Source organism: Campylobacter sp. IFREMER_LSEM_CL2151 (assembly GCF_025771725.1).
In the GTDB taxonomy this organism is placed as follows: domain Bacteria; phylum Campylobacterota; class Campylobacteria; order Campylobacterales; family Campylobacteraceae; genus Campylobacter_D; species Campylobacter_D lari_C.
In genome coordinates, this window is the sequence record NZ_JAKMQT010000012.1 from 1 (window position 1) to 20258 (window position 20258).

The 20258-nt window shown below is 31.1% G+C and carries 23 protein-coding genes; 7 read left to right on the forward strand and 16 right to left on the reverse strand.

Annotated elements, in window-relative coordinates:
* From L8V82_RS07435 to moaC, 4 genes are all read right to left on the reverse strand, one after another.
* Positions 1–1205 (reverse strand): hypothetical protein (locus L8V82_RS07435; protein WP_263724513.1); only part of this gene is annotated, 1205 nt, incomplete at its 3' end.
* 66 nt (positions 1206–1271) lie between these two features.
* The gene (locus L8V82_RS07440) at positions 1272–2393 is read right to left on the reverse strand and encodes a hypothetical protein (protein ID WP_263724514.1); all 1122 of its coding nucleotides are present in this window, start codon (positions 2391–2393) and stop codon (positions 1272–1274) included.
* 12 nt (positions 2394–2405) lie between these two features.
* Positions 2406–2669 carry a DUF493 family protein gene (locus tag L8V82_RS07445; RefSeq protein ID WP_039667882.1) on the reverse strand — a complete coding sequence of 88 codons (264 nt, stop codon included), beginning with the start codon at positions 2667–2669 and terminating at the stop codon, positions 2406–2408.
* On the reverse strand, positions 2647–3120 hold the full coding sequence (gene moaC, locus L8V82_RS07450) for a cyclic pyranopterin monophosphate synthase MoaC (protein ID WP_263678027.1): 474 nt from the start codon (positions 3118–3120) through the stop codon (positions 2647–2649). The genes L8V82_RS07445 and moaC overlap by 23 nt, the downstream gene beginning before the upstream one ends.
* 87 nt (positions 3121–3207) lie before the next feature.
* Between moaC and L8V82_RS07455 the strand changes: the two genes are divergently transcribed.
* Both L8V82_RS07455 and L8V82_RS07460 read left to right on the forward strand, forming a co-directional pair.
* Complete coding sequence (locus L8V82_RS07455) at positions 3208–3369, forward strand: highly acidic protein (RefSeq protein WP_263724515.1); 162 nt, start codon at positions 3208–3210, stop codon at positions 3367–3369.
* A gap of 2 nt (positions 3370–3371) precedes the next feature.
* Complete coding sequence (locus L8V82_RS07460) at positions 3372–4682, forward strand: MFS transporter (RefSeq protein WP_263724516.1); 1311 nt, start codon at positions 3372–3374, stop codon at positions 4680–4682.
* Here the strand turns inward: L8V82_RS07460 and L8V82_RS07465 are convergent.
* Positions 4651–5127: a cysteine permease gene (locus L8V82_RS07465; RefSeq protein WP_263724517.1), complete on the reverse strand. Its 477-nt coding sequence runs from the start codon at positions 5125–5127 to the stop codon at positions 4651–4653. The genes L8V82_RS07460 and L8V82_RS07465 overlap by 32 nt on opposite strands.
* A gap of 104 nt (positions 5128–5231) precedes the next feature.
* On the opposite strand from L8V82_RS07465, the gene L8V82_RS07470 reads away from it, so the two are divergent.
* Positions 5232–5615, forward strand: a complete 384-nt coding sequence (locus tag L8V82_RS07470) for a group III truncated hemoglobin (RefSeq protein WP_263724518.1) — start codon at positions 5232–5234, stop codon at positions 5613–5615.
* A 14-nt stretch (positions 5616–5629) separates the two neighbouring features.
* Here the strand turns inward: L8V82_RS07470 and L8V82_RS07475 are convergent, their stop codons facing one another.
* From L8V82_RS07475 to recA, 4 genes are all read right to left on the reverse strand, one after another.
* Positions 5630–6313, reverse strand: a complete 684-nt coding sequence (locus L8V82_RS07475; protein ID WP_263724519.1) for an AMIN domain-containing protein — start codon at positions 6311–6313, stop codon at positions 5630–5632.
* On the reverse strand, positions 6303–6506 hold the full coding sequence (locus tag L8V82_RS07480; RefSeq protein WP_052241300.1) for a hypothetical protein: 204 nt from the start codon (positions 6504–6506) through the stop codon (positions 6303–6305). Before L8V82_RS07480 ends, L8V82_RS07475 begins: the two co-directional genes overlap by 11 nt.
* 74 nt (positions 6507–6580) lie before the next feature.
* Positions 6581–7825 (reverse strand): phosphopyruvate hydratase, encoded by a 1245-nt coding sequence (gene eno, locus L8V82_RS07485; RefSeq protein ID WP_263724529.1) that lies wholly within the window; start codon positions 7823–7825, stop codon positions 6581–6583.
* Positions 7825–8859, reverse strand: a complete 1035-nt coding sequence (gene recA, locus L8V82_RS07490) for a recombinase RecA (protein WP_087700900.1) — start codon at positions 8857–8859, stop codon at positions 7825–7827. Before recA ends, eno begins: the two co-directional genes overlap by 1 nt.
* Before the next feature lie 110 nt (positions 8860–8969).
* Between recA and L8V82_RS07495 the strand changes: the two genes are divergently transcribed.
* The 3 genes from L8V82_RS07495 to L8V82_RS07505 are packed head-to-tail and all read left to right on the forward strand — an operon-like array spanning position 8970 to position 10900.
* Positions 8970–9833: a menaquinone biosynthesis family protein gene (locus L8V82_RS07495; protein WP_263724520.1), complete on the forward strand. Its 864-nt coding sequence runs from the start codon at positions 8970–8972 to the stop codon at positions 9831–9833.
* 27 nt (positions 9834–9860) lie between these two features.
* Positions 9861–10127, forward strand: a complete 267-nt coding sequence (fliQ, locus tag L8V82_RS07500; RefSeq protein WP_012660903.1) for a flagellar biosynthesis protein FliQ — start codon at positions 9861–9863, stop codon at positions 10125–10127.
* Positions 10124–10900 (forward strand): UDP-N-acetylmuramate dehydrogenase, encoded by a 777-nt coding sequence (locus tag L8V82_RS07505; RefSeq protein WP_263724521.1) that lies wholly within the window; start codon positions 10124–10126, stop codon positions 10898–10900. The genes fliQ and L8V82_RS07505 overlap by 4 nt, the downstream gene beginning before the upstream one ends.
* Here L8V82_RS07505 and L8V82_RS07510 read toward each other — a convergent pair.
* The 6 genes from L8V82_RS07510 to L8V82_RS07535 all read right to left on the reverse strand — a co-directional run bounded on the left by L8V82_RS07510 (position 10893) and on the right by L8V82_RS07535 (position 18012).
* Positions 10893–11543, reverse strand: coding sequence for a hypothetical protein (locus L8V82_RS07510; protein ID WP_263724522.1), 651 nt, complete (start codon positions 11541–11543; stop codon positions 10893–10895). The genes L8V82_RS07505 and L8V82_RS07510 overlap by 8 nt on opposite strands.
* A complete protein-coding gene (locus L8V82_RS07515; RefSeq protein WP_263724523.1) occupies positions 11543–12301 on the reverse strand; it encodes a 3'(2'),5'-bisphosphate nucleotidase CysQ in 759 nt (252 codons plus the stop codon). Before L8V82_RS07515 ends, L8V82_RS07510 begins: the two co-directional genes overlap by 1 nt.
* 39 nt (positions 12302–12340) lie before the next feature.
* Entirely contained in the window at positions 12341–13519 is a 1179-nt protein-coding gene (locus tag L8V82_RS07520) for a cation:proton antiporter (RefSeq protein ID WP_263724524.1), read from the reverse strand.
* Complete coding sequence (locus L8V82_RS07525; protein WP_263724525.1) at positions 13500–14336, reverse strand: biotin synthase; 837 nt, start codon at positions 14334–14336, stop codon at positions 13500–13502. The genes L8V82_RS07520 and L8V82_RS07525 overlap by 20 nt, the downstream gene beginning before the upstream one ends.
* The gene (gene topA / locus L8V82_RS07530) at positions 14336–16420 is read right to left on the reverse strand and encodes a type I DNA topoisomerase (RefSeq protein WP_412175317.1); all 2085 of its coding nucleotides are present in this window, start codon (positions 16418–16420) and stop codon (positions 14336–14338) included. Before topA ends, L8V82_RS07525 begins: the two co-directional genes overlap by 1 nt.
* A 113-nt stretch (positions 16421–16533) precedes the next feature.
* Positions 16534–18012: a flagellin B gene (locus L8V82_RS07535; RefSeq protein ID WP_263724526.1), complete on the reverse strand. Its 1479-nt coding sequence runs from the start codon at positions 18010–18012 to the stop codon at positions 16534–16536.
* 158 nt (positions 18013–18170) lie between these two features.
* Between L8V82_RS07535 and L8V82_RS07540 the strand changes: the two genes are divergently transcribed.
* Complete coding sequence (locus tag L8V82_RS07540) at positions 18171–19649, forward strand: flagellin B (protein WP_263724527.1); 1479 nt, start codon at positions 18171–18173, stop codon at positions 19647–19649.
* An 11-nt stretch (positions 19650–19660) separates the two neighbouring features.
* Here the strand turns inward: L8V82_RS07540 and L8V82_RS07545 are convergent.
* Positions 19661–20258 (reverse strand): hypothetical protein (locus L8V82_RS07545; RefSeq protein WP_263724528.1); only part of this gene is annotated, 598 nt, incomplete at its 5' end.

Sequence of the window (20258 nt, forward strand, 5' to 3'; positions counted from 1 at the left end):
TTTTTAGTTTTAGTGATGTTTTCATTAATGGCTTTAGCCATAATGCTTAATTCATCATTGCTTTTTACATCTTTGCTTAAGATGGTATCTTTGGTTTCATGATTAACAAATTTGAAAAAATGCAATAGGTTATTTTGTAAATTAACAATTCTTGAGCTTACTGCTTTATTGATATATACAAATACTATTAAGGCTATTGCTAAAACTACAAAAAGAGATACCATAGCTATAGTCGCTACAAGTTTGGTAATTGGCATTTGTATTGAGCCAACTGGAGCCATAGTTACTATTGACCAATAATCATCAGCACCATCCCATACGTTAAAGTTTGCTATTGCTGCTCTATTTGCATTTCCTGTAGAAGCTGGTGTGAAATCAAATAAAGTATTTGTTTTACTTTTTTGTAACTCTACTAATAAATTTGCACTAGGATGAGGATTAATTTCAGTAATGTTTTTACCTATAAATTCAGTTGCTGGACTAACTGCTATAAGTCCATCATCTCCAAGTAACAATCTTTGATCGTCTTTAAATACACTTCTTTCAGGATTTGTAAGCTCTTCTTGAAGTTGAGTTAAGCTTCCTAAAGCTCCTATGACACCTATAAGTTTACCGTTTCTCATAATAGGCACTGCGATATTGTAAGCAAGGATTTCTTCATTATTAATAACGAATTTTTGAGGTCTTCCAATACCTTCATGTTTATCACTTAAAGCGCTATTAACACTTCTTTGATTTAAAACTCTATCATCTGCTTGTATAAGTTGAATTCCGCCTTTTTCTCTTAAAGTGGTATCGTGCAATAGCATTAAGAATTTATTTGATTGAGTTAAAAGTTTAGGGTTAATGTTTGTATATCTTGATGTGTCAAGAATATGCACATAAATATATGCTATCCAACCATTAGAATCAAGTGCACCGCCAAGTATATCTTGAAGTCTGTCTTCTTCAATTACTGTTTGTGTATCAAGAATTTGATCAATAGAACTTTCAGCACTTATAAGAGTTGAATGAACACTTTCGGTTGCACCTCTTACAATATTTGAATATCTAAAAGCACTAGTTTGAAGTAGTTTATCTGCTTCAGTGTGTAAAATACTTGAAGATTGCATAGCAATGACACTTGCTAAAACTCCAATACCTAAAACTATAATTGCAATTACAACTGCAACTATTTTAGTTCCTATTTTTAAATTTGAAAACAAAATAAGCTCCTTTGTAAAATTAAATTAAAAATTTTAAGTAAATATTTCATTGTATCTTAATCAAGATTATTTTTTAATTAATTTTTTAGCTTTTTCCCACAATCTTACTCCTAATTCTTTTGCATTGTTTTTATCTAAACTTTTATATTTATGACTAGCAAGTTTTTCAAGCTCGCTTAATTCTTTAGCTAGGTTATTAAGTTTGTTTTGTGCTAGCTTGCTAAAATCATCAATTTTTGGATTTTGTTTGATTTCGTTGATTTTAATAAGAATTTGTTCTCTATTTTCTTGTATAAGGCGTTTAAATTTGGCAAATAAAGTGTCAAATTTATTTTCTAATAAATCTTTGAGTATATCTTTTACAGGATTATTAAATTCTAATGATATTTTTTTAAGCATTTGAATAAATTCTTGTTCTATGTCTATGAGTTCTTTTTCTTTATTTTTTAAATCATGTTCTAAAGCACTATATGCAAAGCTTGCTTTAAATTTTTCAATTGCCAAAGAAATCCCTTCTTGTGTTCCATAAATACTTCCTATACATAAATCATAAGCAAAGGCTTGTGATTCATTAGCAAGTTCAAAAGCTGCATTTAAAATTACTTGAGAGATTTTTAAAATTCTTTCTTTTTCAAAACTTCCTTCACAAATTGCATTAAAGACTAAATTTTTAGCAATCTCACAAGAAGTAAGTTCTATATTTTCTCCTTTTTCTAAGGTTGTGATAAAAGCACTTTCAGCAGTTTCTTTTAAAAGACCTAGTATTTCTATATCATAAAGCATAGCATCATTAATACTTATGTTAAATTCATTTAAATTTAAATCTTTTAAGGTTTTTTCTAAGTCAAAAAAATTATCACAAATTTTATGCTTAATGGTGTTTTTTTGCTCTTCGATTTTTACTTTTAATTTGCCATATTCGTTAATATAAGCAAAAAATGCTTTTTTATCCTCTTCCACTCTAGCTTTGATGATACCTTGGATTATTTTGGAAATATTTTCTTCATTTATTAGTTCAAGTTTTTCTAATACTTTAGAAAAGATGGCAAAAAGCTCTTCATTGCTAGTATTTTCAAAACTAATTTTTTTATAACTTAGATTAAAAACAAGTTCGCTAATTAAGCTTGGAATTTCGTTTTTTTCACAAGCTAAGAGAGAATTTTCAAAAATAATGGCTAAATTTTTCATAGTTTTTCCTTTTTATAGTACAAATTTGGCTTTGCTTTTTAATTGATTAAAAATATTTAAACGATCGCTTTTGCTATCAACATAAACACTTAAAAGATAACTTTTGTATGTTCCTTGTTTGCTAGTATTTGAGATTTTATATTTAAATTCTCTTTCATTAAGTATTTGAGTAAAAACTTCCAAAGCATCAACTCCAGCTTCAAAAACGACTTTGTAATCCCAAAAAGTAGGATAGTTTATAATAGGTTCTTTTTTAAGATCGCAGATATTTACCACTTTTTCCTCCTTCTTTGCTTTCTAAAACTATATTAGTAATTTGCATGCTTTTATCAATAGCTTTAACCATATCATAAATAGTTAAAAGCCCAATGCTAACAGCGGTTAAACTTTCCATTTCAACTCCTGTTTTTCCTTCGCATTTTACGGTTACAAAAAGTTTAAAAGAACATTCTTCTTTGTTTTCTTCTATGTGAGTTTGTACTTTTGAAATCATTAAAGGATGGCACATTGGAATGAGATTTGAAGTTTGCTTAGCTCCCATGATGGCTGCTGTGATGGCAGTTTGCAAAACAGGTCCTTTTTTAGCTTTATTTTCAATGATAGCTTCAAATGCTTCTTTGCTCATGTATATTTTACCACTTGCACAAGCTTCTCTTTGGGTGATATCTTTTTGACTTACATCTACCATTTTGGGATGATTTTTTTCATCTAAATGCGTTAAATTCATATTTTTCCTTAAGTAAAGTTTGAAAAATTATACCAAAATGTATATTTTTATATTAAAATACTACTAAAAAATTTTAAAGGATTTATAATGGCTTATGATGATGAAGAATTTGAAAATTATGATGATGAAATGTATGATGAAATAGATGATGAAACTTACACAAATAATCAAAGATCGTATAATTATGATGATGATGATTATGAATACGATGATGATTATAGTGATGATGATACTTATGAGATGGATTAAGAGTGAGTAAAAATCTTAGTAAAAAAGATATAAAAGTTTTAGGTCTTTCTTCTTTGGGAGGGACTTTAGAATTTTATGATTTTATCATTTTTGTATTTTTTGCAAGTTATATTTCTAAAAATTTCTTTCCTGAAAATTTAAGCCCATTTTGGCAAATGTTTAATACTTATGGGATTTTTGCTGCAGGATATTTAGCTAGACCACTTGGTGGTATAGTAATGGCGCATTTTGGCGATAAATTTGGCCGTAAGAAAATGTTTATGCTTAGTATTTTGCTGATGGTTATACCAACTTTTTTACTTGCTTTTATACCTACTTATGAAAGTATAGGGTATTTATGTATAGTATTTTTAGTATTTGTAAGGATTTGTCAAGGTATAGCTATAGGTGGGGAATTGCCTGGTGCTTGGGTTTTTGTATTTGAGCATGCTCCAAAGGGTCAAAAACGCACTTATCTTGGGATTTTAACAGCTTCTGTGGTAGGTGGAATTTTACTTGGTAGTTTTGTATTTTTGATGATGAATAAATTTTTTACACAAGAAGAGCTTTATGAGTGGGCTTGGAGAATTCCATTTTTCTTGGGTGGAATTTTTGGGATTATTTCTGCTTATTTGCGTAAATTTTTAAGAGAAACCCCTGTTTTTGAGCAAATGAAAAAAGATAAAGCCTTAGAAAAATTCCCTTTAAAAGAAGTGTTTAAAAAAGCCAAGTTAGGTGTTGTGCTTTCTATGTTGATAACTTGGGTTTTAACTGCTTGCATTGTTGTGATGATTTTAATCATACCTTCTTTTATGGCAAAAATGTTAAGTATTGATGCAAGCGTCCAAACTTATATGCAAATGCTTGGTATAGTTGTACTTGTAATTGGCTGTATATTAAGTGGAATTTTGGCTGATAAAATAGGCATAGTGAAAGCTTGTGTGATTTTTTCACTAGGATTTTTCTTAACTTGCTTGTTTTATTTTAATGCTCTTTATACTAAAACACCTGATTTTAATACAGTGAGTGTGTATTATTTGAGTGCTTGTTTTTTTGCTGGAGTGATGAATTTTTGTCCTTTAATGATGAGTGAAGTATTTGATGCTAAGATTAAATTTTCAGGACTTAGTTTTTCATATAATATAGCTTATGCATTAGCCGGTGGTTTTACCCCGCAACTTGCTTTATTCTTACACACCATTGCTTTAGCAAATTTAGAAAATATTGCTCGTTTTTCTTTGGGATTTTATATGTTAGCTATGGCTATAATCTCACTTATTTGTGCTTTGATGTTTAAATATCTTAGTAATACCCAACGCACATACTCTCAGTGATTTTAATACGCTTTTCCAAAGGAGTGGGACTAAAAAAATGGCATTTTTCGATGTAAATATTATAATTATAATCTAGCTTTAAAAGATCGTAAAATGCCCTTAAATTTACAAATTTAACCCCACACACTTCTTTTATATCTAAGATTTTATAAATTTGAGAATTATTTTTTTCTACTAAATGAGATGGAGCTAAGGTTGTAAATGAGCAAAAAGCACTTGCTAGCACATAGCCATTTAAATTTTCACATTTTTGTATAAGATGTTGGTGTTTTTTTAAAATACTTTTTTTGTGTAAAAATACCACTCTTGTACCTTGATAACGTGCTGCTTGAATGTTTTTCCAAAATTTATAAGCATTTTTAGAGATATTTGCTAATTGATGCAATTGTACATTTAAGACATAATCATCTAAGAATTGATTAGGTGGCAAAATAGTATAAGTCATAGTTTTTCTTTAGTTTTTTAAAATTATACTAAAAATTGACTTTTGTTTATATTTTTAATTTCTAAATTTAATACAATAAGCCAAAATTATTTTTAAGGAAAAGTATGAAATTTGAAACTATTAATTATGAGGGTATTAAAAAACTTATGGATGTTTTTTATGCAAAAGTTAGAATAGACAAGGATTTAGGACCTATTTTTAATGGAAAAATCGGAACAGATGATGAGAGTTGGAAAAAACATAAAGAAAAAATAGCAAGTTTTTGGGCGGGAATGTTTTTGGCTGATCCAAGCTATAGTGGCTCGCCTTTGAGAGCTCATCATGAATTACCTCCATTTCCAAGAGAATTTTTTGATATTTGGCTTAACTTATTTGATGAGAGTTTGCAAGAAGTTTTTGAAGATGAACCAAGAAGTATTATCATAGAAAGAGCTAGAATGATAGCTCAAAGATTTCAAATGATTATTTATGATCATAAATTTGCTTAAGAGTTGTAAAACTCTTAGCGATAACTAAAGGTATGTAAATTTTCACTATGGGAATATTTATAACTATATTTTCCATCAAGATATATAACTAAACGATAATACCCTTTATGTGATCCAAATACAACCTTTTTAACTTTTGCTGTATTAACTTGTAGTGTTTTGGTGTTAAAATTTTGCTTTTTAGCAAAATCTATGATAATTTTAGTTGGATCTCCTATAGATAAATTTCTTAACATTTTATCTTCAGTTTTAATGTTGATTTTGTTATTGTAAAAACTAATAGATATAAAATTATAAATACTTCCACTAAAAAGTGGTGTTTCTATATTTAAAGTGGTGTTGTTTTCTTCTGTTTTTGAGTTTTTATTTCCTTGTTTTTGTGGTACAGTTACAGATACATCAAGTATAGGCGCGACATTTGGACTTTTGGTTTTTATAAATGAGTAGGTATCATGCCAGTTAATGCTTTTGTATATATCTAAGGTAGTTTGTTCTTCAGAACCATCAAGGTTGATATAAGTAATGGTAATATTTTTTAAAATTCTCGCATCGGAATTAAAGTTAAAATCTTGTCTTTGAAAAGGACTAAGTTTTACAAATTCAGTGTTTTGTTGTTCTGAATTATTATCAAAAGGATTATCCTTTGCATTTAAAAATACACAAGAAAGTAAAAATAATATAAAAAATTTAATTCTCATGCGAATTTTCTCCCTTAAGTCTTAAAAGTTGCAAATATTCTTTTTGAGCTTGGGCATTTTTAGCTTTTAAAGTTATGATATTTTTTTCTAAAATTTTTTGTTCTTCTTTGAGTGTTAGTAGTACATCTAGTGAAGATTTACCAAAAAACATATTACCAAAATACATAGCAACGATAATAGCTACAAATGACAAAGCAATAGTCTTGATGAGTTGATGACGAGCTTCCTTTTTTTTGGAATGCTCATCATACTCTTTTAATAAATCACTCAGAGTTTATCTCCTAAGTACTCATCATTATCAAGTTCAATTTCTAATAAGCGATTGTATTTAGCAGTTCTTTCGCCTCTTGCTAAGGCTCCTGTTTTGATTTGTCCTGTATTAAGCGCTACTGCAAAATCAGCTATAAAAGCATCTTCGCTTTCGCCACTTCTATGGCTCATAATACATCTATAATTATTTCTATGAGCTAATCTTACTGTTCTCATAGTTTGAGTGATTGTTCCGATTTGATTAGGCTTAATCAATACAGCATTTGCCATATTTTTCATAATACCTTCTCTTAAAATATCTTCATTAGTTACAAATAAATCATCACCCACAAGTTGAATTTTATTGCCAAGCTTTTGAGTGAGTTTAATCCAACCTTCATAATCATCTTCAGCTAAACCATCTTCAATGCTAAAAATAGGATATTTAGCGCATAATTCTTCATAACACGCGATTAAGTCTTCACTTGAGAAAACTTTACCTTCTAAATGGTATTTACCATCTTTGTAAAGCTCACTACTTGCTACATCTAGTGCTAGTTTGATTTTATTTTCATAACCTGCTTTTTTAATACAAGTCATTAAAAGATCAAGTGGTTCTGTATTATTTGCTAAATTTGGTGCAAAACCACCTTCATCGCCTAAGGCAGTAGAGTGACCTAAGTTGGCTAATTCTTTTTTCAATACTGCATAAATTTCACAAACTGATCTTAGTCCTTCTTTAAAGCTTGAAAAACCAAAAGGCATAATCATAAATTCTTGAAAATCTACACTATTGTTTGCATGCGCACCACCGTTGATGATATTACACATTGGCACGGGCAATACACTTGCATTTGCTCCACCTAAGTAACGATATAAAGGCACTCCAAGTGCATTAGCAGCAGCACGTGCTGTTGCCATAGAAATTCCTAAAGTTGCATTTGCTCCTAGGTTAGAGTAGTTTTTTGTCCCATCAAGTTCTAAAAGGGTATTATCTAGTTGGGTTTGATTAAATGCATCAAGCCCTATAATATTTTCAGCTATGGTGCCATTGATGTTTTCAATCGCTTTTAAAACACCTTTTCCGCCAAATCTTTCATCATTATCTCTTAATTCTAAAGCTTCTTTTTTTCCTGTGCTTGCACCACTTGGAACGATAGCGCTACCCACGCTACCATCGCTTAGCATAATTTCAGCTTTAATGGTAGGATTGCCTCTACTGTCTAAAACTTCAAAAGCTCTTAAATCTTCAATAATCAACATCATTCTTCTCCTTCATCGTCTTCTTTTGCGCCCAAAATCATACTATCTATACCGATTGAGTTTTGTATGGCTTGAGTGATTTCATCTGCAATAGCTGGATTTTCTTTTAAAAAGGCTTTAGCATTTTCTCTACCTTGACCAAGCTTAGAAGCTTTATAAGAAAACCACGCACCACTTTTATCAATAATATCAAGTTTTACACCATAGTCTATTAGCTCGCCCTCACGGCTTACACCCTCACCAAACATCACATCAAATTCAGCTTGTTTAAAAGGAGGGGCTACTTTGTTTTTAGCTACTTTTACTTTAACGCGGTTTCCAATAGGCTCATCATTTTGTTTTAAAGTAGCTGTTTTTCTTACATCTAAACGCACTGAAGCATAAAATTTTAAAGCATTTCCGCCGGTAGTTGTTTCAGGGGTTCCATAGCCCATCATGCCTATTTTCATGCGAATTTGGTTGATGAAAATTACAGTAGTATTCATTTTATGAACGATACCAGTTAGTTTTCTTAAAGCTTGACTCATTAATCTTGCTTGAAGACCTACATGTTGATCTCCCATATCACCTTCGATTTCTGCTTTTGGAGTAAGTGCAGCAACGCTATCTACCACTATTAGATCAATAGCCCCGCTTCTTGCTATGGTTTCAACGATTTCTAAGGCTTGCTCGCCAAAATCTGGTTGAGAGATGTAAAGATTTTCTGTATCAACACCTAAATTTTTTGCATATCTTACATCAAGAGCGTGTTCAGCATCGATAAACGCACAAACTCCACCTTTTTTTTGACATTCTGCTATGATGTGCAAGGTAAGTGTAGTTTTACCTGAGCTTTCAGGTCCATAAATTTCTATAATTCTTCCTTTTGGAACCCCACCTATACCCAAAGCTAAATCAAGTCCAACCGAACCTGTAGGAATAGAATCAATTTTTTCAACTTCTTTATCGCCAAGTCTTAAAATAGTACCTTTTCCAAAGGTTTTATCAAGACTTTTTAAGGCTGCATCAAGTGATTTTCTTTTATTATCATCCATGCTTGTTAATCCTTTTATAATATGTTTAAAATTGTATCAAAAAGAAATTTAATATAAGTTTTTATTTTGAATTTTGCTAAAATACTTTTTTAAATTTTTCAAGGAAAAAAATGAATAAAAAAATTAGCGTAGCACACTCTCCTGATGCTGATGATATTTTTATGTATATGGCGGTTAAATTTGGTTGGGTTGGAAATGCTTATGAATATGAAAATACAGCTTTAGATATACAAACTTTAAATGAACTTGCATTAGAAAATATATACGATGTTAGTGCGATATCTTTTGCACTTTATCCTTTAATAGCTAGTGAATATGCTTTGTTAAAAACTGCTGTGAGTTTTGGCGAGGGTTATGGGCCAAAGCTTATTAAGAAAAAAGATAAAAAATTAAAGTCAAATTTTAAAGTTGCTTTAAGTGGAGCGCATACTACTAATGCTTTAATCTTTCGCATAAAATACCCACAAGCTAGGATAGTTTATAAGAATTTTTTAGAGATTGAAAAGGCTGTTTTAGAAGATGAGGTTGATGCAGGAGTGCTTATACATGAGAGTATTTTAGAGTTTGATTCTAGTTTGTGTGTTGAGGCTGAACTTTGGGATATTTGGCAAGAATTGGCTAAAGATGATTTGCCTTTACCTTTAGGTGGTATGGCGCTTAGAAGATCTTTACCGCTTAGTGATGCAATAGCGGTTGAAAAAGATTTGATTAAAGCAGTAGAAGTAGCTGATCATAATAGAAAAATCTTAGCTTCCATGCTTTTAGAGCGTAATTTAATACGCGTTGATGCACAAAAACTTGATGTGTATTTAAATTTATACGCAAATAAAAACTCTATAAATATGAATGATAAACAATACAATGCCATAGATAAGCTTTTTGAGCTTGGATTTAATCATGGATTTTATGAGAAATTAATAAAAAGCAAAGATTATCTTATACCTAGTGAGTATGAAGAATTTAGAAATTCTTGATAGAATTTGAATTTTTAAGGAGAAAATATGGAAAGTACTTTAGTAGCCTTGGGTGTACAAACTTTTAAAATCACACTTATGCTTTCTTTACCTATGCTTTTAGCAGGGCTTATTGCAGGGCTTATTATAAGTATTTTTCAAGCTGTAACGCAAATTAATGAAGCAACGCTTTCTTTTGTGCCAAAAATTTTACTTGTTGTTGTGGTGATAGTATTTTTAATGCCTTGGATGATAAGTTCTATGATAGATTTTACAACGAATATTTTAAATCAAATTCCAAGCTTTATTCGATGATTATTGATTTTTCTAAGTATTCTTCTGTGCGTATAGGCGAGAGTTTTGAAGTGCAAGTGCTTGAAGGGCTTTGTGAATTTGATGGTTTTTTAATAGGTGGGGCAAATAATCTTTTAATCTCTCCAAAATCCAAAAAACTTGGAATTTTAGGGAAAAATTTTGATTATATTAAAATTTTAGAGCAAAATGAAAAAGGTATGTTTTTAGAGATAGGCTCTAGCGTGAAATCTTTTAAAATGTATCATTTTGCTAAAGAAAATAACCTAAAAGGCTTTGAGTTTTTAAGAAATATCCCAGGAACTTTGGGTGGTATTTTAAAAATGAATGCAGGATTAAAAGATGAGGATATTAGTAAAAACTTAATCAGTATTTGCACTTTTAATCAAGAAATTTTAAAACAAAATATAGCTTTTGCTTATAGGTTTAACCCTATTAAAGAAGTAATGTTTAGTGCGAAGTTTTTTTTAGAATATGGATTTGACCCAGTTAAAGATGAACTTTTAAAAAATGCAAGAAAAAATCAACCCAAAGGCGCTAGTTTTGGATCTATTTTTAAAAATCCCAAAAACGATCATGCAGGAAGGTTGATAGAGGCAGTTAATCTTAAAGGTTTTAGTAAAAATGATGCGATGTTTAGCAATGAACATGCAAATTTTTTAATCAATAAAAAACACGCTAGTTTTGATGATGCTATGTTTTTGATAGAGCTTGCTAAGAAAAGAGTTTTTGAAGAATTTGGGATTGTTTTAGAAGAAGAAGTGGTGATTATATAGTATTTTTAATATCTTCATAAACAATTGTAGCTATTTCTTGGACTAGTTCTTGATAAGATTTATTTTTATCATTTGTGCTAAATTGAGTATTGATAGTAAGAATTTTATGATCTTTTAGTTTTTTTGTTTTGGCATTAAAAAGTTTGTATTCTATGTCGGCTTTGACTTCAAAATTGGAAAAAAGCAAGAAATTTTGTTGGCTTGCTTGAATGCTTTTTAAATCTAGTAAAATAATAAAATCAGCCTTTTTAAAACGATTAAATTCTAAAAACTCACTTGCATTGATGAAATTTTTATTTGTTTGTAAGATATTTTGACTATTGATATAAGTTTGATTTTCTTTTTGACTAAGTAAGGCAAAATTATTTTGCTCGTTTAAAATAGCACTTAATGTTTTTAGCGTATCTTTTGCCATGCTTTTGGCATCGATTTTTAAGTTTGAAAAATAAAAATTATATTCTTTTTCATAGCTTGGCACTAAAGCTAAGGTATTAATATGCGAGAGCTTGTCATAATTTATATTTTGCTCAAGATTGATGATATTAAAATCATCATTATTTTGTAATTTGATGATTTTTTTATTTGCAAAAGAGTTAGCATAAATAGCACTTAAAAAACACAAAAACACCAAAAAAAATCTCACTAAAAACCTTTTAATTTAAATTCATTTTTAGCAAAAGCTATAAAACTTGGAAGTTTAAAATCAGGACTATTATAATCTAAAGCCTTTTTATCAAAATCATATAAAATTCCGCCATTTTGTTTGACTAAAAAATCTCCCGCAGCTATATCCCAAGCTTTTGGGCCACCAAAACGTGGGTAAATTCCAGCTTTTGCTTCAAGTAAATATACAAATTTCAAAGCAGATGAAACCTTAATGCCTTCAAGATGATTTTGAATGAAAAAATCTTCATTGTTATCATGATTTTTAGAGTAAAGGGCTATATTTTTAACTTTTTCGTATTGCTCTAAACTAAGATTTAAAATTTCATTATTTTTATAAACTTTAGTATGAGTATGTGCATAATAAAATGCATTATTTTCCACATCGCCTATGAGTGAAAGTATAGGGGTGTTTTTGTGGATTAATGCGATTAAAACACAATATTCTTTATCTTTTTTAGCATAAGATTTAGTGCCATCAAGAGGATCTATAAGCCAAAAATACTCTAAATTTTTTCTTTCTTCATAAGAGAGTATATTTTCTTCAGAGCATATAGCTATATCGCTTGAAGTCAAAATCTCACTAATAACTTCATTAGACTTTATATCAGCTAAACCTACTGGGGAATCATCATCTTTAAGCCACAAGGTATTTTTGTCTTTATATTCAAGCAATACTTTTGAGGCTTCCTTGCCTGCTTTTAAGGCTAATTTTAAAAGTGTGTCTAAATTTTTCATAAAAAAAGTATAGCAATTTTATATAAATACTTAGTAGAATTATTTTCTACTAAGATTATTGATAAATTTAATCAAGCTAATGGCTAAAATTGCTTCAAGTAAAGCAGTAAGCACTAGCCCTGAGTATATATCTTGAGTGATGATATTGGTTTGATAAGAAAGCGTAGCTACTGCAATGAGTAATGTTAGTGGCATAGAATGGCTTAGGCCAAATAAAAAGGTGTTTTTTAAACCAAGTATTTTTACAAAAGTCATAGCGCAAAGTATTCTTAGTCCTATCATAAAGGCAGTTAGCGAAAAAGCTATGAGCAAAACTTGAGGGTTTAAAAGCATTTGGAGTTTAAAGCTTGAGCCTATATAGATGAAAAATATAGGGATTAAAAAGCCATAACCAAAACTAGAAAGTTTATGCTCTAAGTCTTTTTTATGATCAAAAAAAGTAGCTATAAATGAACCTGCTATAAAAGCTCCAAGTGCAACTTCAAGTTTAAAATAAATCATAATCGCAACTATGGCTATGAAAATTGCCATGCAAAATCTTATATCTTTTTCGTTTTGATCTTGCCAAGGCATGAGTATAGTTTTAAGCTGCGGATACCACCAAAAAAGCACTTCTAAAAATTTAAATCCAAAAATACAAAGTGCTAAAAATCCCACTAAGTATAATAAATTTTGAGTGAGTGAGAAAATATCCGCACCTTTGCCCAAAAATGCTGCAGCTATGGTAAGCAAAACTATGCTTACAACTTCAGCTAAAGTGGCTACCACCATGGATACATTAAGCCACTCACAGTTTTTGCCAAAATCTCTATAAAGCGTTGAGAGTAAACCCACACTCATAACAGGTATGATAATGACAAAAATATAAGAAATATCTATGCTTTCAACCGCTAAAACACTAAAAGCATATAAAAGTATAATGTAGATAAAAGCTTTATTAAGTAAGCTTCTTTCAGTGTTTAAAAAGGTTTTAAGATTAATCTCCATACCCGCAATAAACATAAGATAATAAAATCCCGCATTAGCTAAAAGCTTAAAATTCTCACTTTCTCCTATAAAACCCAAAAATCCTATAAAAGAGCCAAGCATGATTTCAGTGGCTGAAAGTGGGAGTTTTAAAAATTTAGCAATATAAGGTGAAGTTAGCAAACATCCTGCTACGACTAATAAAATTTTTAAATCCGTAGCAGCTTGAGCGTCAATGGCATGAGCTAGCAAAGCTAAATCCCATTTGTTTTAGTTTTTGTATGTCTTTGCTAGGTTCTTCGCCTTTAGTTGTAAGATAATCACCCACTACTATAGCACTAGCTCCTGCGTCAAAAATTTCATATTGTCTTTCTTTTAGCACTACTTCTCTACCACCTGCTACCATGATATGTGCATTTGGTAAGTCTTTTTTAGTATCTTTGATGATATTTAAAGCCTCATCAGGATCAAGTAAAGCTTGTTTAAGTTTTAAATTTTCATTTGGTATGAAAAAATTAATAGGCGAAGAAAAAGGATCAAGTTCTTTTAAGCTTGCTCTAAAACTTTTTCTATCAGCTTCGCTTTCTCCAAGACCATAAATTCCTCCACAACAAAGCATTAAACCTGCTTCTTTAGCATAAAGATTAGTTTGAAATCTTTGCTCCCAAGTATGCGTAGTGCAAATGTTTGGAAAAAATTCTTTAGAAGTTTCTAGATTATGATTATAAGAAAAAATTCCTGCTTTTTTTAATTCTTTGAGTTGTTCTAAATTTGCTATGCCATTACAAGCTATGAGTAAAAGTCCTTCTACTTCTTTTTGAACCGCATGAGCTACCTTGCACACATACTCAAGCTTTTCATCATCAAGTCCAGCTCCTGCTGTGACTAAACAAAAACCCAAAGCCTCATTTTTTTTAGCCATTTTAGCTTCTAAGATGATTTGGTCTATATTTTTTCTTTTGTATTTATTGATATTAGTTTTCACATGAGCACTTTGTGTGCAGTATTTGCAGTCCTCCCCACACCCTCCACTTGCTATATTAGATATAGCACAAAGCATGATTTGCATTAGATTTCCTTTTTGATTTTGCATTTTAAGCACTCTAAAAATGTGCCTTTTTTAAGCTCTTTGATGATTAAAGTTTCGCCACATTCACTACATTTTTCTTCACTTGGTTTGTATTTGCTTATATAGTTGCATTTTGGATAAGCACTGCAACCATAAAATTTACCACGCTTAGAAAAACGCTCCACGATCTCACCTTCTTGGCAGCTTGGGCATTTTATGCCTATGGTATTGAGTTTTTTCTCACTTTTTTCTTCATTTTGTGTTTCTTGTTTTAAATTTCTTGAGTATTTACATTTTGGAAAATTTAAACAAGCTATAAATTCTCCATATCTTCCTTTTCTTATAGCAAGCTCACCACCACAATCAGGGCAGGTTTCATCTAGCTTTGTGAAAGTTTTTTGACTTTTTATATTTTTTTTACCCTCATCAATTTTTCTCATAAAAGGAAAATAAAACTCTCTTAAAACTTCTTGCCAGTCCATTTTACCTTCTGCGATGATGTCAAGTTTATCTTCCATTTTAGAAGTAAAATCACTATCTACTATATCACTAAAGTTTTGTTCTAAAACTTCTGTTACAACAAAGGCTATTTCATTAGGTATGATTTGTTTTTTATCTATATGCACATATTCTCTTGCACTAAGTAAAGAGATGGTTGGAGCATAAGTTGAAGGGCGTCCTATGCCAAGATTTTCTAGCTTTTTAACAAGCCCAGCTTCGGAGTATCTTGAAGGCGGTTCGGTAAAATGTGAGTTTAATTCTATATTTTGGATATTTAATGTATCTTCTAGTTTTAAATTAGGTAAAATTTTATCTTTGTCCATATCTCCATATACTTTATAATGCCCATCAAATAAAATTTTTCTACCGCTTATTTTAAAACTTGCTTCATTTGATTTTGCATAAACATTTTGAGTTTGAGATATAGCAGGATTCATTTGTGAAGCTAGGAAGCGATTGTATATTAAAGTATATAATCTTGCTTCATCTTTGTCTAAAAACTCACTTGCAAGTTTTGGAGTAAAACTAAGATTAGTCGGTCTTATAGCCTCATGTGCTTCTTGGGCACCTTTGCTTTTAGTGGTGTAAATATTTGCTTTGCTTGGTAAGTATTCTTTGCCAAAGTCACTTTTAATGAGCTTTCTTACTTCTTCTAAAGCTTCTTTTGCGATATTTAAGCTATCAGTTCTCATATAAGTGATCACACCCATAATGCCTTGATGAGTTTTTATCCCTTCATAAAGTTTTTGAGCTATCATCATGGTTTTTTTAGGGTTAAAACCTAGGCGATTGCTCGCGCTTTGTTGCAAAGTTGAGGTCATAAAAGGTGCTTGTGGGGCTATTTTTCTATCTTTACTTTCTATATCTTTTATTTTAAAACTAGCATTTTTGCAAGCTTCAAAGATGAGTTTGGCTCTATCTTCGTTAGTTAGACTTAGTTTTTCTATCTTTTGATTTTGAAACTCAACTAATTCAGCTTGTAGGTCTTTTTCAAAAATCATATCTATACTAAAGTATTTCAAAGGAACAAAGGCTTTGATTTCTCTTTCTCTATCGACGATGATTTTTAAAGCCGCACTTTGCACACGCCCTGCGCTTAAGCCTTTTTGAATTTTTTGATTGAGTAAAGGGCTTAGTTTATAGCCTACTATACGATCAAGTAAGCGTCTAGTTTGTTGGGCATTGACGCTATTTATATTTAAAGATCTTGGGTTTTTTAAAGCATTTTCTATGGCACTTTTAGTGATCTCATGAAAAACTATGCGTGGTAGGGAATTTTCATCTTTATTAATAGCCTTAGCTATATGATAAGCTATGGCTTCACCTTCGCGATCCTCATCGGTTGCAAGGTAGATGGTTTTAGCTTTTTTAGCCTTTTCTTTGAGTTCTTTTACTAAGCTTGAATGATCATTTGAAATTCTATATTCTGGTTTAAAATTTTCATCTTCTATTTTTATACCAAAGCTAGTTTTAGGTAGATCTCTAATGTGGCCTTTAGAGGCTATCACTTCATAGTCTTTACCTAGAAAATTACCTATGGTTTTAGCTTTAGCAGGTGATTCTACTATGATTAAATTTTTCATTATTTTCCTTGTGAGGATTAAAATTAGTAAAAGTGTATAAAAAAAAGTTAAATTTTTTGCTTAGAAAAGAAGAAAAGCCCACCAAAAGGTGAGCTTAGGAAATCGTAAGTTGACTACTGAAGTAATCTTAATACATTTTGAGAAGCTGCATTTGCTTGAGCCATAGCATAAGATCCACTTTGAGCTAGAATGTTAGCTTTAGAGTAGTTTGCGCTTTCGCTTGCAAAGTCAACATCTCTAATTTGTGATTCAGCAGCTTTAACATTAACTTGAGTTACGCTAATGTTATTAATAGTTGATGTGATTTGATTTTGTGTAGCACCGATGTTTGCTCTAATGGTGTCAAGGTTTGCTATAGCAGTATCAGCTATATCCATAACAGCCATTGCACCTTGTAAAGAGGTAACACCAGCTGATTGTTTTTTACCTGCAGTATCAGCTGTACTCATGGCATTAAAGCCCATAGCTGAAGCTATATCAGCTGTGATTTGACCTTTAACGCTTTCAAGATTTACTGTAGCTTCTGCCATTTGAGCTGTTCCAAGTCCTATATTAGAAACAGTTGTTCCCGAAATGAAGATATCGCTACCATCATTCTTAACTAAAGATAATCTACCATAGTTTTCTTCTAGCATTTGGCCTTCTAAACTAGAGCCAATAGAACCGCTAAGCTTAATTCCTCTACCATCGGCTGAGTTTAGAACAAGTTTGCCATCTACTATAGAAGCTTCAACCCCTGTTGTATCTTTTTTAGCATTGATAGCTGAAACTAAAGCACCATTTTTATCTCCTGCTTCATAAACAACTTTTCCTATAACAACGCCATTGATTGCAAAACTAGCACCAGTTGAACCAGCAGTTAAAGTTCCGCTTGATATGGTTTGAACGGTTGCTGTTGCTCTAACACCTGTTTTATCAGATGCTTTATTAATCTCAGCTGCTAAAGCTCCTAGCCCTGTTCCGACACTATATGAGATAGCTACTGAATCTATTTTATAATCGTTTATACCATCATAAGATTTTATTGTAAAACCATTAGATACAGAAGCTGTTATAACAGCACCTGTTTCAAAACGTGTTTGGCCGATTTTTGCTGAGTTAGTTGAACCTATAGTAGCATTTACTGTTTGGTTTGCCTTATCACCAATTTGAAATTGTGCATTTGAAAAAGAACCACTTAGCAATTGTTTACCATTGTAAGTAGTGGTGTTTGCTATGTTATCAAGTTCTTCCATAAGTTTGTTGATCTCACCTTGAATCATTGCTCTAGTTTTTGCTGTTTGACCATCTTGAGCAGCTTGAGTAGCTTTAACTTTAATGGTATCAAGTATTTTTAATTGTTCATCCATAGCTTTATCAGCTATTTGAAGCATGCTGTTTGCATCATTTGCATTGTTAATAGCTTGACCTAAAGAGTTAGCCTGAGTTTTTAAACTATCTGCTATAGCTAGACCAGAAGCATCGTCTGCAGCTGAATTTATTCTCAAACCTGAACTAAGTCTTGCTAATGAACTATCAAGGTTTCTTGAATTTAGCCCTGCATTTACTTGAGCATTTAAAGATGCTACATTTGTGTTAATACGAAATCCCATTTTAAATCCTTTTAAATATATTCGACACCCTCATGCTGTCGTTAAAGCTATATCGGAAAGAAAATAAAAAGTTTTATATTTTTGTATAAAAAAGTTTTATATTTTTTGGAACACTATTTGCTTTTAATGAGCTAAGCAATATTTTGAAAGGATTTAAAATGGGTTTTAGAATAAACACCAACATAGGTGCAATGAATGCACACGCAAATTCAACTATCACAGCTAGAGAGTTAGATAAATCTCTAGGAAGACTTAGTTCAGGTTTGAGAATAAATTCAGCTGCAGACGATGCTTCTGGTATGGCTATAGCGGACTCTTTGAGAAATCAAGCTGCATCTTTAGGTCAAGCTATCAATAACGGTAATGATGCTATAGGTATTTTACAAACAGCTGATAAAGCTATGGATGAACAATTAAAAATACTTGATACCATTAAAGTTAAAGCTACTCAAGCTGCTCAAGATGGTCAAACAGCAAAAACTAGAACGATGATACAAAATGAAATCAATCGCTTGATGGAAGAGCTTGATAATATAGCAAACACTACTTCATTTAATGGTAAACAATTGCTAAGTGGAAATTTTGTAAATCAAGAATTCCAAATCGGTGCTCAATCAAACCAAACAGTGCATGCTACTATAGGGCCAACTCAATCAAGTAAAATAGGCCATACGCGTTTTGAGACAGGAAGTAGAGTAACGGCTTCAAGCATGGCAAATTTAGTTTTAAAATCATATGATGGTGTAAATGATTATAAATTCCAAAGCGTTCCTATTTCATATAGTGTTGGAACAGGACTTGGAGCTTTGGCTGATGAGATAAATAAAGTAGCAGATAAAACAGGTGTTAGAGCAACTGCGGTAGTTCAAACCATATCAAGCGGTCCTTTAGCAGCTGGTTCTACGGGATCAAATTTTTCTATTAATGGTGTTGTTATAGGTAAGGTTACTTATGAAGCTGGAGATAAAAATGGTGCTTTGGTTGCTGCTATAAATTCTAAAAAAGATACAACAGGCGTTGAAGCTTCTGTAGTAGATGGAAAACTCATTTTAAATTCAGCTGATGGTAGAGGGATAAAGCTTAGTGGTTCTATGGGAGCTTTAGGGGATCAAGTAGCAGAAGAAAACTATGGAAGACTTTCTTTGGTTAAAAATGATGGTAGAGATATATTGATTTCAGGTACTGGTATATCTCAAGCTGGGCTTGGTACCAATGGAAATATGGCTGAAGTAACCGCAAATTTAGAAGATGTTAAAGGACAAATTTCAGCTGATATAGCCTCAGCTATGGGCTTTAATGCTATGAGCACAGCAGATAACATCTCAACTCCAAAAAGTGCTGGTGTAACCACTCTTAGAGGAGCTATGGCTGTAATGGATCTAGCGGATAGCGCTATTACAACTCTTGATAATATTAGAGCAGATATTGGTGCGGTGCAAAATCAAATCACAGCTACAATTAATAACATCAGTGTAACTCAAGTAAATATTAAATCAGCTGAATCTACTATAAGAGATGTTGACTTTGCGGCTGAGAGTGCGAACTTTTCTAAATATAACATTTTAGCTCAAAGTGGTTCTTATGCTATGAGTCAAGCAAATGCTGTACAACAAAATGTATTAAAACTTTTACAATAGTTAAAGCCCTTTTAAAGGGCTTTAAAATCAACTTTTTTTATTGCTTCATTTTGTATAGTTAAAAAACTAATAAAATTTTCAAGCCATTCTTTATTTGCTTTTATCCATTCTATATTTTTTAAAGCTTTTTCTTCTTCTGTGTTGATTGTTTTGACATAAATAATAGCTAGATTACTCTCAAGATGAAAAAACAACGGCTCAAATAACTCACTTTTAATAAAAGGATTTTTATAAACTTTTATTTTAAAAGAATCAATTTTTTTAATTAAGGAGAGGATGTTTTTGTTTGGTTTATTTTCAAAAATTTTATCAATTTGAGATAAAAGATCTTTTCCTTGTTGTAGGTATTTTGACAAAGTATTTAACTGTTTATCTATGGTAAAATGTGTTTTTGTGATACATTTTTCTAGCTTTTCTTGATTTTTTATCGGAAAAGCAAAATGAGGTTTTGTTTTTTTTAAGAATTCTTTACAAATTTTAGGAAAAGTGATTTCTAGTGCACCTTCTATTCTAGCTCCACCTTCTGTGGCATTGTAAGTTGTAATGTTGATTTTTTTAACTAACTCTATATCTCTTTGAAAAGTTTTTCTAAAAATATCCCAATATATG